Annotated in this window: 12 protein-coding genes; 8 read left to right on the top strand and 4 right to left on the bottom strand. The window is 71.4% G+C overall.

Features of this window, described 5'->3' with window-relative positions:
* Positions 1-39: 39 nt before the first annotated feature.
* The 3 genes from B0I31_RS27890 to B0I31_RS27880 form a co-directional block, all read right to left on the bottom strand.
* Entirely contained in the window at positions 40-249 is a 210-nt protein-coding gene (locus B0I31_RS27890) for a hypothetical protein (RefSeq protein ID WP_073893322.1), read from the bottom strand.
* Entirely contained in the window at positions 246-3,110 is a 2,865-nt protein-coding gene (locus B0I31_RS27885; protein ID WP_245950488.1) for a type 2 lanthipeptide synthetase LanM family protein, read from the bottom strand. Before B0I31_RS27885 ends, B0I31_RS27890 begins: the two co-directional genes overlap by 4 nt.
* A 166-nt stretch (positions 3,111-3,276) precedes the next feature.
* A complete protein-coding gene (locus tag B0I31_RS27880; protein ID WP_106618355.1) occupies positions 3,277-3,834 on the bottom strand; it encodes a hypothetical protein in 558 nt (185 codons plus the stop codon).
* Between the two features lie 81 nt (positions 3,835-3,915).
* On the opposite strand from B0I31_RS27880, the gene B0I31_RS27875 reads away from it, so the two are divergent.
* The 6 genes from B0I31_RS27875 (at position 3,916) to B0I31_RS27850 (ending at position 10,326) form a co-directional block, all read left to right on the top strand.
* Positions 3,916-4,458: an enoyl-CoA hydratase/isomerase family protein gene (locus B0I31_RS27875; RefSeq protein ID WP_106618354.1), complete on the top strand. Its 543-nt coding sequence runs from the start codon at positions 3,916-3,918 to the stop codon at positions 4,456-4,458.
* Positions 4,455-5,456, top strand: a complete 1,002-nt coding sequence (locus tag B0I31_RS27870) for a LacI family DNA-binding transcriptional regulator (protein WP_106618353.1) — start codon at positions 4,455-4,457, stop codon at positions 5,454-5,456. The genes B0I31_RS27875 and B0I31_RS27870 overlap by 4 nt, the downstream gene beginning before the upstream one ends.
* A 261-nt stretch (positions 5,457-5,717) precedes the next feature.
* Entirely contained in the window at positions 5,718-7,076 is a 1,359-nt protein-coding gene (locus B0I31_RS27865; RefSeq protein ID WP_106618352.1) for an ABC transporter substrate-binding protein, read from the top strand.
* Complete coding sequence (locus tag B0I31_RS27860) at positions 7,076-7,945, top strand: carbohydrate ABC transporter permease (protein ID WP_106618351.1); 870 nt, start codon at positions 7,076-7,078, stop codon at positions 7,943-7,945. Before B0I31_RS27865 ends, B0I31_RS27860 begins: the two co-directional genes overlap by 1 nt.
* Complete coding sequence (locus B0I31_RS27855; protein ID WP_245950487.1) at positions 7,942-8,781, top strand: carbohydrate ABC transporter permease; 840 nt, start codon at positions 7,942-7,944, stop codon at positions 8,779-8,781. The genes B0I31_RS27860 and B0I31_RS27855 overlap by 4 nt, the downstream gene beginning before the upstream one ends.
* A 24-nt stretch (positions 8,782-8,805) precedes the next feature.
* The gene (locus B0I31_RS27850; protein ID WP_106618350.1) at positions 8,806-10,326 is read left to right on the top strand and encodes a glycoside hydrolase family 13 protein; all 1,521 of its coding nucleotides are present in this window, start codon (positions 8,806-8,808) and stop codon (positions 10,324-10,326) included.
* On the opposite strand, the gene B0I31_RS27845 is transcribed toward B0I31_RS27850, so the two are convergent.
* A complete protein-coding gene (locus tag B0I31_RS27845) occupies positions 10,310-10,783 on the bottom strand; it encodes a MarR family winged helix-turn-helix transcriptional regulator (RefSeq protein WP_219910830.1) in 474 nt (157 codons plus the stop codon). The two genes, B0I31_RS27850 and B0I31_RS27845, sit on opposite strands and share 17 nt — an antisense overlap.
* A 140-nt stretch (positions 10,784-10,923) precedes the next feature.
* Here B0I31_RS27845 and B0I31_RS27840 point away from each other — a divergent pair, with 140 nt between their 5' ends.
* Together B0I31_RS27840 and B0I31_RS27835 are read left to right on the top strand one after the other, a co-directional pair.
* A complete protein-coding gene (locus tag B0I31_RS27840) occupies positions 10,924-11,997 on the top strand; it encodes an alkene reductase (protein ID WP_106618348.1) in 1,074 nt (357 codons plus the stop codon).
* Between the two features lie 254 nt (positions 11,998-12,251).
* On the top strand, positions 12,252-13,013 hold the full coding sequence (locus B0I31_RS27835; protein WP_106618347.1) for a DeoR/GlpR family DNA-binding transcription regulator: 762 nt from the start codon (positions 12,252-12,254) through the stop codon (positions 13,011-13,013).
* Positions 13,014-13,074 lie beyond the last annotated feature (61 nt).

Here is a 13,074-nt window from a genome sequence, read left to right as displayed (position 1 = left end):
CAGTGCGGGCGGGCAGTTCGGCGGCGGGGAAGAGAGTCGTTACAGGACTCCGGGCGCGCTCACCGTGGTCATGGTGGTCTCGCCCACGGCGACCGCGGCGTACACGCCGACAGCCATGGTCAGGCCCGCCAGCGCACGGGCGCGGGCGCCCGCCTTGGCCTTGCGGGACAGCGCCATCTCGCCGGCGGGGTGATCGCCGTCCTGGTCCTCGCTCCAGGTGGTGACCTCGTCGCGGTTGGCGTCGTTCATCGGGTGTTCTCCTCGCGGGGGTGGATGTCGTGCGTGGAACCGAGCAGGAGCACCGAAGGCACCTGCTCGGGGAAACCGAGGCGGAGCAAGCCGTACCCGATGCCGGAGAGCCCGGTGAGCAGACCGGCAGACGGCACGCCACCGGGCGTGCCGCAGCGCGCTCCGTACTGGTCCAGCGCGCCGAGGACCAACCCGGCGCGCCGGGTCTGCATGGCCGGTGCCAGACCGTGCCCGCGTTCCGCGAGGACGGTCAGGGCCTCGATCACACCCAGCTCACCGTGGCACAGGCTCAGGTCTCGCAAGGGTTCGTGCACCGCCAAGGCGTTCAGGCACCGGTCGAGGTGCAGGGTGTGCGCGTCGACCGGTTGGTCCGGGCGTGCGCAGTGCGCGAGCACCGCGCCGGAAAGCCCGGAGCACCAACTGTGATCCGCTTCGGCCACGTCGAGCAGGCGTTGCCGCAACGCGTGATCGGCACGCAGGTTCGCGCGGCCGACCACACCGTAGCGGTCGTCGCCCGCGAATCGCGCGTAACGCAGCAGAGCCCAGCCGACACCGGCCCGGCCGCGGGCGAAGCCGTCACCTCCGGGCGTGGCGGCGACCAGCCGGTCGGCGTAGGCGCGGGCCAGCGCCGAGGCGGCGGGCGAGCCGCTCTCCGCCCGCACCGCCAGCATCGCGGCCAGGCCACCGGCCCAGCCCTCGACCACGTTCGCCGGGTCCTCGCCGACCGCTTCCACAGTGGCCGCGACGTCCAGCGCGGTGCGCAGCCAGCCGTCCAGCTCGCGGTCGTCGAGCAGGTTCGCCAAGCGCGCCAACGCGTAGCAGATACCACCCAGCCCGTGGAACGCACCGCTGCCGACGCTCGTGGCCATCTCGACGTCCTCGGCGAACGCGGCCAGCAGGCCCGGGATCGGCTTCAGCGCGTCCCGCGCGTACTCGGTGTACCGGGCGGCACCGGTGACCTTGCCCAGCTGCGCCAGGAACAGCGCGACGCCGGTGTAGCCGTTGGACAGTCCGGCGCCCATCGGCGCGACCGCCCAGTGCCGGTCGTCCACCAGTTCCAGACCGACCCAGTTGACCCGGCCGGCCGCGGTCGTGGCGTGCGCCAGCACCTCGTCGGCGATCCCGCACGCGGCCACCAGCAGCCGTTGCGGGTCGGGTACGCCCGCCTCCACCGGCGCGGCCACCCCGCGGCCGGTGCGGTGGTCCACCGGGCGGGGCCTGCTCGCCAGCCCGGCGCTGATCAGCCACTGCTGGTCGTGCTTGTCCACTTCGTCCAGCGCGGCGACCTTGCCCGTGACGGCGTCCAGCGCGGTCGCGGGCAGCAGGTCCGGCAGCCGCTGCCCGGTCGAGGTCCACACGTCGCGGCTGCCCGGCCGGGTGGTGAACAGCGGCACGTCGCCCGCCCACAGGTCGCGCATCTCGTGCGGCACCAGGGCGCGGGACAGGTCGTCGTCCGCGGCGCCGTCCCACAGCAGGTCCAGGACGTCCTGGCGGGCCGACGCGCCGCGCAGCGCGTCCGGGTGCGTCGACTCGTCCAGCAACGTCGAGTACAGCTGGGTCATCCGCGGCACGAACCGCACCGGCAGGTCGGCGAAACCGCTCAGCAGCCCGTTGGGGCCGAGGAGTTCGGCGCGGTGGTCGTAGAGGGCGTCGTAGCCGATCCGGAACCCGGCCAGCAGCGCGCCCTGGTAGTCGGCGGGCTCGGCCTCGCGACCGTCCACCACGGGCCGGTTGTGCGCGGGCGGCAGCGGCGCGGGCTTGCGCACCAGCCGCATCCGGTCGGTGCCGGGGTGCAGCCACGCCACGCCGTCCGCGGGCAGCCGGTCGCCGTGGTCGCCGCCCATGCCGCCGACGTCCAGCGCGCCGTGCTCGCCCAGCAGCACGCGCGGCAGCACGGCGGTGCGGTGCACGGACCGGGCCAGCGCCCGGACCGCCGGGTCGGCCGGTGCCGCGACCGTGGGGTGGAACAGCGTCTCCAGGTCGACCAGCACCGGCTGCTCGCCCGCCGCGATCAGGTTCTCGTAGTGCATGTCGGTGCCGTCCACCGCGTACAGCAGCGCGAGCAGCGCGCCGAGCCGCTGGTAGAACCGGCCCACCTCGGTGACGTCCGCGCACGGGCGGTGCTCGACGAACTCCAGCCAGCCGTGCCCGCCCCGGCCCAGGACGCGCGGTAGCCGCAGGTCGAGGCCGGTGTGGCGGTCGAACCAGGTCACCAGGTCGGCGAACGCCGAGTGCAGCGACACGGGCCGCGGCTTGTAGACCACCCGGCGGCCGTCGGTGAACGTCAGCACGGCCACCGAGCGCCCGCGCTCGTGCGGGTCGCCCTTGCCGGTCTCCACGTGCGCGAGCGCGCCGGGGTCGCGGCCGTCGAGCAGGGTCCGCACGATCTCCGCCCGGTCCGCGGCGAACCGGTCCAGCAGCTCCCGGTGCGCCTCGACGGCGTGCAGGCAGGCCTGGCCGAGCAGCCGGGCCAGCACCGGGTACCGGGCGAACAGCGCGGGCAGGTCGACGTGCCGGACGAAGTCGGCGAACCGCTCCCGCGGGGTGTCGCCGACCAGCCGCCCGCCGACCCGGTCGAGGTTCAGCTCCAGCACGAGGGTGCGCGCGGCGATCCTGGCCAGCCGCTTGCCCAGCGCGCGGGCGAAGTCGGCGTCCAGCCGCGGGTCGAGCGCCACGGCCGCGCGCACCAGAGGTCTCAGCGCGAACACGAACGCCTCGGCCGGATCGTCGGCTTCGTCGACGGTGTCCCAGCTGCCGCCGGTGAGGTCTGCACGGGCCGCGGTCGTGGTGGCGCGTTCCACGAACGCGGCCCATGAGGGCCGTCCACGGGGGACGACCAGCTCCTGGGTGTTCCCGCGCACGCCGCTGAGCCACCACGCTGGAGGCCGGTCGACGGCGGAGGGGAACACGCGCACAACGTGTCACGGACGTGCGGCGGCGCACATGGGGGTCGTGCCCCCAGATTTGCGGACGGACGGCCGCTATTCCGCACAAGTGCGGAATAGCGGCTCGGTACGGGTACGGGCGTCAGCCCGCGCAGTTCTCGGCTTGGTCGGCCGCGTCGCGGAACTCGTCCGGCAGGGACACCACGGCCATCTTCTCCACGGCCTCGTTCATCACGGTGACCGCCTCGGTCATGTCCTGGATGACGGTGGAGAAGAGGTCGACGGTCATCTCCGGCGCGGCGTCCACGGCCGACTTGGCCGAGGCGAACTTGTCCCTCGCCCTGGTCAGCGGCTCGCTGATGACCTCGACCGCGGTGTCGGCGGCGGGCACCGGTGCCGGGGTCAGCTCGTCGAGGTCGTGCAGCACGACGTTCAGCACGTCGACCACGCGGCCGAGCGAGTCGCTGACGGACTTCTTCGCCTGCACCGGGTCGGCCTGGGCCTGCGTCTGGTCGAACGACACCCCGCCCGAGGCGACCATGTACTTCGCCACGCCGCAGAAGTTGTTCACCCAGCGCACGACCTCGGGTTCCGCCCCGGCGGCGGACGACGTCGGACCGGGGGCGGGCTGTCCCGCCACGGGCACCGCGCACCCGGTCACCAGCCCGACCAACACCACCGCCATCAGCCACCGCTTCACAGGGGATTTGTACCCCGCCATCACCCGATAGTGGGGTGGAACATGACAACCGGGGGAACCGTCGGCCACGATGTCGGCCTCATGACCGTCTCACTCGATGTCTCCGGCGGGATCGCGGTCATCCGGATCGGCGAGCCGTCGGACACCGTGCTGTCCGATGTGCGCGCCTTGCTGCCCGTGGTGGCCAGTGCCCGTGCCGTCGTGCTGCTGGTCGACCCCGGCCTGTGCGCCATCGACATCAAACGGCTGGTCCGGGTGTCGGCGGCGCAGCGGGAGGCGGTGGCGGCGTCGTTGCGCGGCGTGCGTGACGAGGTGGTGAACCTGCCTGTGCCGGTGGTCGCGGCGATCGGCGGCAGCCCGTCCGGCGAGGCGGCGGAACTGGCCATGGCGTGTGACCTGCGGGTGCTGTCCTCGGACGGTGGCCTCGGGTGGGTGACCGACTGTCGGGTGACGGGCGGTCAGGTGTTGGTGGCACGGCGCGTGACCGCCGACGAGGCGTTGCGCACCGGGTTGGTGGACCGGGTCGTGCCGCCGTCGTCGGTGCTGCGGACGGCCGTCGAACTCGCAAACGAGTGCAAGTCAACGCAAGCGGAACGTAAGTCCTGCCGTATAGTTGCTCCATGACGCAACGGCGGTTGGCGGAAGTGGCCGCGAAGGTCGGCGTGAGCGAGGCGACGGTCAGCCGGGTCCTCAACGGCAAGCCGGGCGTGTCCGACGCGACGCGGTCGGCCGTGCTCACCGCGCTGGACGTGCTGGGCTACGAACGGCCGACGCAGCTGCGCGGCGAACGTGCCCGGCTGGTCGGGCTGGTGCTGCCGGAGCTGCAGAACCCGATCTTCCCGGCGTTCGCCGACGTGGTCGGCAACGCCCTGGCGCAACGCGGGTTCACCCCCGTGCTGTGCACCCGCACGGCGGGCGGCGTGACCGAGGCGGACTACCTGGAGCTGCTGTTCGAGCAGCACGTGTCCGGCGTGGTGTTCGCCGGCGGGCAGTACGCGCAGGCGGACGCGTCGCACGAGCACTACCGGCAGATGACGCGGCGCAAGCTGCCCGCGGTGCTGGTCAACGCCGCCATAGAGGACCTCGGGTTCCCGCGGGTGTCGTGCGACGACGCGGTGGCGGTCGAGCAGGCGTTCGGGCACCTGGTGGCGTTGGGGCACGTGCGGATCGGCGCGGTGCTCGGTCCGTCCGACCACATGCCGTCGCGGCGCAAGCTCACCGCGTTGACGTCGTGCGCGTCGGCGGCCGGGGTGGAGCTGTTCGAGGAGCACGCGATGTTCTCGCTGGAGGGCGGGCAGGCCGCGGCGACCCGGCTGCTGCACCGCGGCGTCACGGCGATCCTGTGCGCTTCCGACCCGTTGGCGTTGGGCGCGGTGCGGGCCGTGCGGCGGCACGGGCTCAAGGTGCCGCACGACGTGTCCGTCGTCGGCTACGACGACTCACCGCTCATGACCTGCACCGAGCCGCCGTTGACCACGGTCCGCCAGCCGATCGAGGCGATGGGCCGCGCCGCCGTCGAGCTCCTGGCCAACCAGATCGCCGGCACCCCGGTCCCCGACGAGGAACTCCTCTTCGAACCCGAACTGGTCGTCCGCTCCTCCACCGCCCCCGCCCCCCGCTAACCGGCGAGTCGAACCTCCAGGTCTCGCGTGTCCTGCGTTCAGGACACGCGCGTTCCGAACGTAGGACACGCGGGACCTGAGTGTTCGACACGCGCGTTGCCGTCTGCCCCGATGGGGAGGCGGCGTTTTTTGTGTGCGGGGGGTAGGGGGAGGCTTACGGGTTGATGTCGTGAAGTTGCGAGTTTTCGTAGACATCTTGCGGGACGGTGTGCGGGAGATTTAGCGTGTGCGGCACACCACACCCGAGGAGGGTCCGCCCCCATGAACTCATTCAGCCTCCGCAGAGCGGCGGGGTTGCTGCTGGCAGGCAGCCTGAGCCTCACCGCCGTCGCGTGCTCGCAAGCCGACGACGGTGGCACGGCCGCCGGCGGCAAGGTCACGATCTCGGTCAACGGCCAGCCGCCGCAGACCCAGCCGTTCGACCGCAAGGTCTTCGACGAGGACGTGGCCGAGTTCGAGGCCGCGAACCCCGACATCGACATCGAGCCGCACGAGGGGTTCATGGACCCCAAGACGTTCTCCGCGAAGCTCGCCGGCGGCCAGCTCGAGGACGTCTTCTACGCCTACTTCACCGACCCGGCGAACCTCATCGCCCGCCGGCAGGCCGCGGACATCACCGAGTACGTCAAGGACATGCCGCACTACGACGCCATCCGCCCCGAGCTGCGCGACGTGTTCAGCAAGGACGGCAAGGTCTACGGCGTCCCCACCGCCAACTACTCGATGGGCCTGCTCTACAACCGCACCCTGTTCACCCAGGCCGGCCTGAACCCCGACCAGCCGCCGAAGACGTGGGACGAGGTCCGCGAGGCGGCCAAGAAGATCGCCGCGCTGGGTGACGGCAAGGTCGGCTTCGCCGAGTACAGCAAGAACAACCAGGGCGGCTGGCACTTCACCGCGTGGATGTACTCCGTGGGCGGCCAGGTCGCGCGCCAGGACGGCGACAAGTGGGTCGCCGACTTCAACAACGACAAGGGCCGGGAAGCCCTCCAGCACCTCAAGGACATGCGCTGGACCGACAACACGATGGGCGAGAAGCAGCTGCTCGTCATCGAGGACGTCCAGCAGATGATGGGCGCCGGCCAGCTCGGCATGTACCTGGCCGCGCCGGACAACGTGCCGACCCTGGTCAACCAGTTCAAGGGCGACTACGCCAACTACGGCCTGACCGGCATCCCGGACGGCGAGGGCACGCTGATCGGCGGGGAGGGCTACATGCTCAACCCGAAGGCCTCGCCGGAGAAGATCAAGGCCGGGCTGAAGTGGATCCAGTGGAAGTTCCTCAACCCGGACCGGTTCGAGAAGAACCTCCAGCGGTACAAGGACCAGGGCCAGCCGATCGGCCTGCCCGTGCCGCCCGTCGCCGACGTCTGGACCGGTGACATCGCCGCCAAGCAGACCGAGCTGAAGGAGAAGCTCGCGACCGTGCCGGTGGCGAACTTCAAGTCCTACGTGGACGCCAAGCCCAAGGGCCGGATCGAACCGCCGAACGCCCAGCAGGTCTACGCGATCCTCGACAACGTCATGCAGGCCGTGCTCACCAACCGCGACGCCGACATCAGCCAGCTCCTGGCCGACGCGGAAGCCAAGGTGAACCCCGTCCTGGCCCAGGTCAAGTGATGCGCCGCCGCGTCGCGGAGAACCTGGCCGCGTACGGGTTCCTGTCCGCCGCGCTGATCTGCTTCGCGGTGTTCTCCTGGTACCCGATCGCGCGCGGGGCCGTGCTGGGCTTCCAGCAGGTCGACTTCGTCACCGACCCCGTGTGGGTCGGCTGGGAGAACTTCGAACGACTCTTCGCCGACCCCCTGTTCGCCACGGCGTGGCGCAACACCCTGCTGTTCACCGCGCTGGCGCTGGTGTTCGGCTTCGTGGTGCCGTTCCTGCTCGCGGTCGTGCTCAACGAGCTGCGGCACTTCAAGGCGTACTTCCGGCTCGTCGTGTACTTGCCCGTGATGCTGCCGCCGGTGGTGGCGGCGCTGATCTGGAAGTGGATGTACGACCCCGGCCCGGGTCTGCTCAACTCCGCGTTGCGCGGGCTCGGGCTGGAGGGCGCGGCGTGGCTGGACAGCGCCGACACCTCGATGCTGTCGCTGGTGATCGTGGCGACCTGGGCGAACCTGGGCACCGCCACGCTGATCTACCTGGCCGCGTTGCAGAGCATCCCCGGTGACCTGTACGAGGCGGCCGAGCTGGACGGCGCGGGCGTGCTGCGCAGGCTGTGGCACGTCACCGTGCCGCAGACCCGGTTCGTGCTCCTGGTGCTGCTGCTCCTCCAGATCGTGGCGACGATGCAGGTGTTCACCGAGCCGTACGTGATGACCGGCGGCGGTCCGGAGGACTCCACGGTCACCGTGCTGCTCCTGCTGTACCGGTACGCCTTCTACTACAACGACTTCGGCACCGCGAGTGCCCTGAGCCTGTTGCTGCTGCTGGTGCTCGGCGCGTTCACCGCGCTGTACCTGCGGGTGACGCGGAAGGCGGACGCGTGAGGACGTTGATCGCGCCGGGCCGCCACCGGGCCGGCTACCACATCGCGCTGGCGGTCACGACCGTCGTGCTCACGGCGGTGTTCGTGGTGCCGCTGGTGTGGGTCGTGCTCTCGGCCATGAAACCGGCCGTGGAGCTGGCCCGCGTGCCACCGACGATCCTGCCGGAGACGTGGACGCCCGCCACGTACGCCGAAGCGTGGGACCTGATGGACCTCGGCCGGTACTTCCTCAACACGATCGTCGTGGCGGTGGGCGTGTGGGCGGTGCAGCTCGCGGTGGACGTGCCCGCGGCGTACGCGCTGTCGCGGCTCAAACCCGTGCTGGGCAAGGGGATCCTCGGCATGATGCTGCTGACCCTGATGATGCCCGCCGCGGTGCTGCTGGTCCCGACCTACCTGACGATCGCCGACCTGGGGCTGCTCAACAACCCGCTGGCGCTGTGGCTGCTGGGCGCGGCCAACGCGTTCACGGTGTTCCTGCTCAAGCGGTTCTTCGACCAGTTGCCCGCGGAGGTGCTGGAGGCGGCGCGCATCGACGGCGCCGGCCAGTTCACCATGCTGTGGCGGATCGTGCTGCCGCTGTCCAGGCCGATCCTGGCGGTCGTGTCCATCTTCGCGGTCGTGGCCGCGTGGAAGGACTTCATCTGGCCGCTGCTGGTGTTCTCCGACCCGGCGCGGCAGACGCTCAGCGTCGCGTTGCAGCGCTTCGCGCCCGACACACCGGTCAACCTGCTGCTGGCCGGTCTCGTGCTGTCCAGCGTGCCGATGATCGGCCTGTTCCTGGTGTTCCAGCGGCACGTCCTGGCGGGGCTCACCGCCGGCAGCGTGAAGGGCTGACGCCACAACCGAGGGAGGATCCACATGAACTGGTGGCGCGGTGCGGCCATCTACCAGGTGTACCCGCGCAGCTTCGCCGACGGCAACGGGGACGGTGTCGGGGACCTGGCGGGTCTGCGCCAGAAGCTCCCGTACCTCGCCGAGTTGGGTGTGGACGCGATCTGGCTCAGCCCCTGGTACCCGTCGCCGCTGGCCGATGGCGGCTACGACGTCGCCGACTACCGCGACATCGAGCCGGTGTTCGGCACGCTCGTGGAGGCGGAGAAGCTGATCGGCGAGGCGCACGCGGTGGGCCTGCGGGTGATCATCGACATCGTGCCCAACCACTGCTCCGACCAGCACCCGTGGTTCCAGGAGGCGCTGCGGGGGGTCAAGCGGGACCGGTTCTGGTTCCACGAGGGCGACGAGCCGCCGAACGACTGGCAGTCGCGGTTCGGCGGGCCGGCGTGGTCGAAGGCACCGGACGGCTCGTGGTACCTGCACCTCTACAGCCCGGAGCAGCCCGACCTGAACTGGACCAACCCGGAGGTGCGGGCCGAGTTCGAGTCGATCCTGCGGTTCTGGCTGGACCGGGGCGTGGACGGGTTCCGCATCGACGTGGCGGACGGCCTGGTCAAGGACTTCACCAAGCCGGACGCCGAGTTGCCGTACTCCGACCAGGACGGCGTGCACGACATCTACCGGTCGTGGCGCCGGGTGCTGGACGAGTACCCGGACGAGCGGGTGTTCGTCGGCGAGATGTGGTTGCCCGACCCGGAGCGGTTCGCCCGCTACCTGCGTGCCGACGAACTGCACTCGGCGTTCAACTTCGACTTCCTGTGCTGCCCGTGGGAGCCCGGCGAGCTGCGGCGGGTCATCGACGCCACGCTGGCCGCGCACGCGCCGGTCGGTGCGCCGCCCACGTGGGTGCTGTCCAACCACGACGTGACGCGGCACGTGTCGCGGATGGGGCGGGAGGACACGTCGTTCGACTTCGGCCGGCGGCAGCACCTCACGCCGACCGACCTGGAGCTGGGCACCGAGCGGGCCCGTGCGGCGATCATGCTGACCACCGCCCTGCCCGGCTGCGTGTACGTCTACCAGGGGGAGGAGCTGGGGCTGGAGGAGGTCGACGACCTGCCCGACGAGCTGCGCGAGGACCCGGTGTGGGTGCGTTCGGGCCACACCGACCGGGGACGTGACGGGTGCCGGGTGCCGATCCCGTGGGGTGACGACGGCCCGTCGTGGCTGCCGCGGCCGGAGCACTGGCGGTCGCTGTCGGTGGCCGCGCAGACCGGCGACCCCGACTCGATGCTCGCGCACTACCGCACCGTGCTGGCGCTGCGGCGGTCCGAGCCGTCGCTGGGTGACGGCCCGATGGCGTGGCTGGACCTCGGGCCGGGCGTGGTCGCGTTCAGCCGGGGCGACGACTTCGCCTGCGTGCTGAACCTGTCCGCCGAGCCGGTCGCGCTGCCCGCGCACGACGCCGTGCTGCTGGCCAGCAGGCCGCTCGCGGACGGTGCCGTGCCGCCGGACACCGCGGTCTGGATCAGGCGCGCTCGCTGATCCGACCGGGCCGCTGCGTCCGGGCCACCAGGTTGCACTCCAGCAGGCCGAGCACCTTCAGGGTCTCGGCCTGCTGGTCTTCGTCCAGGTCGCCGAGCGTGGCCTCTTCGAGCTCGCGCCACATGCGCTCGACGTCGTGCCGCAGCGCCTGGCTGGCGGCGGTCGGCGCGACGAGCACGGCGCGGCCGTCGCTCGGGTCGGGGGAGCGGCGCACGAAGCCCGCGCGTTCCAGGCGCTGCACCGTCCTGGTCATGGTCGCCGAGTCCGAGCCCAGCACGCCGGACAGGTCGGTCAGCCGCCGCGGCCCGCAATCCCAGAGGTACATCATCACCATCTCCTGGCCGGGGTGCAGGCCTGCCTGCCTGAGCAGTTGACTGGCCAGGAGGCGGTGCAGCCGGGCGACGCGGAAGATCGCGTGGCTGATCCGGCCGCCTTCGGCTGCCTTCGGAACCGGCACTGACGTGGGATGTCGTCCTGTCGCGGCCATGCTCCGAGTCTAGCTCGACGTTCGCGTGATGGTAGTCACAGGGCTTTCACGGAATCATCCGAGTTCGGATTGCTGTTCGAACAGATAAAGAGCGCAACCTGGAGGAAGCCATGAGCACCGCGTTCGAGCCCTTGGACCTGGCCGGCACGAAGCTGGCCAATCGGATCGTGATGTCGCCGATGACCCGCAGCCGGGCGTACGACACGGTGCCGACGCCGGTCATGGCCGAGTACTACGCCCAGCGGGCCGGTGCCGGGTTGATCATCAGCGAGGGCATCCAGCCGTCGGCGGTCGGCCAGGGCTACCCGTTCACGCCGGGCCTGCACACCGACGAGCAGGTGGAGGGCTGGCGCGCCGTCACGGACGCGGTGCACGCGGCGGGCGGGCGGATCTTCGCCCAGCTCATGCACGGTGGCCGGATCGGGCACCCGAGCCTGCTACCCGGCGACCTGCACCCCGTCAGCGCGTCCGCGGTGCGTCCCGCGGGCCAGTTGTTCGCCGGGGCGGGGATGGTGGACTTCGTCACGCCCCGGGAGCTGACCGCGGCGGAGGTGGAGGCCACCATCGCCGATTTCGCCACCGCGGCGCGCAACGCGGTCGAGGCCGGGTTCGACGGCATCGAGCTGCACGGGGCCAACGGCTACCTGCTGCACCAGTTCCTGGCCGACAACACCAACCTGCGCACCGACGAGTGGGGTGGCTCGGTGGCCAACCGCATCCGGTTCGTGGTCGAGGTGGTCCGGGCGACGTCCGAGGCGATCGGCGCGCACCGCGTCGGCCTGCGGATCTCGCCGTCCAACCCGTACAACGACATCGCCGAGCAGTCGACCGACGAGCTGTACCCGGCACTGGTCGACGCGATCGACCCGGTCGGCTTGGCCTACCTGCACATCGGCGAGACGGGCGAGCGGGCGTTGACGCTCGAGCTGCGCCGGCGCTTCTCCGGCGCGCTGATCCTCAACCCGTTCACCCCGGACGGCGTCACCGGCCCCGACCACCTGCCGCTGCTGGACGACGGCACGGCGGACGCGCTGAGCTTCGGCGCGCTGTTCCTGGCCAACCCGGACCTGCCCGCCCGCCTGGCCAACGGCGGCCCGTTCAACACGCCGGACCCGTCCACCTTCTTCGGTGGCACCGAGAAGGGGTACACCGACTACCCGGCCCTGTCCGAGATCAACGCCTGACCCCGAGGAACGCCCGACGAGACCCCCGGTTGCGCAAGACTCGGGGGTCTCGACGCGTGCGGGGGAGTGGGAACGGGCAGGAAGCCACGTCCATTCGGGCACGGATCCACCCGAACGTGCCGTTCGGATAGGCGAAACGGGCCGAACTCGGGCACCTTTCACCCGGTTGTGGCGCTGGCCACACCGATTCGGCGGTGTTAGACCTAAGGCGCGGCCCGAACGGGCAGCGACGGTCCGACCGGGCAGGAGGCGACGTGCGGGCGGACGAGCGCAAGCGGCGCATCCTGGCCAGGGCACGGGCGGACGGCCGGGTCGACGTGGCCGAGATCGCGGCCGAGCTGGAGGTCGCGCAGGAGACCGTGCGGCGCGACCTGCGCGTGCTGGACGAGCACGGCCTGGTCCGCCGCACGCACGGCGGCGCGTTCCCGGTGGAGAGCGCCGGGTACGAGACCGGGCTGAAGTTCCGCTCCGCGTCGATGGTGCCGGAGAAGCGCCGGATCGCCCGGGCCGCCGCCGACCGGCTCGGTGACGCGGAGACGGTGTTCGTCGACGAGGGTTACACACCCCAGCTGGTCGCCGAGGCACTGCCGACCGGCAGGCCGTTGACGGTGGTCACGGCGTCCTTGCCGACCGCGGCCGTGCTGTCGGAGGTGCCATCGGTGACCGTGCTGCTGCTCGGCGGGCGGGTGCGCGGCCGGACGCTCGCCACGGTGGAACACTGGTCGACCCGGATGCTGTCGGAGATGGTGATCGACCTGGCCTACATCGGGGCGAACGGCATCTCCCGCGAGTACGGCCTCACCACGCCCGACCCGGCGGTGGGCGCGGTCAAGGCGCAGGCCCTGGCCTCGGCCCGCAGGCGGATCTTCGTCGGCGTGCACACGAAGTTCGGCGTGTCGAGCTTCCACCGGTTCGGCGGCATCGCCGAGCTGGAGGCGGTCGTCACCGACTCCGTGCTGCCCGCCGGCGAGGCACACCGGTACTCGCTGCTCGGACCGAAGGTCGTCCGGGCTTAACCGCACACCTTGATCCCCGAAGGCCCCGCGCACCAGGGGCCTGGTTCCGCTCGCCTCGAGG

The organism is Saccharothrix carnea, from assembly GCF_003014735.1.
Classification (GTDB): Bacteria; Actinomycetota; Actinomycetes; order Mycobacteriales; family Pseudonocardiaceae; genus Actinosynnema; species Actinosynnema carneum.
This window is presented reverse-complemented; position numbering and strand designations above follow the sequence as displayed.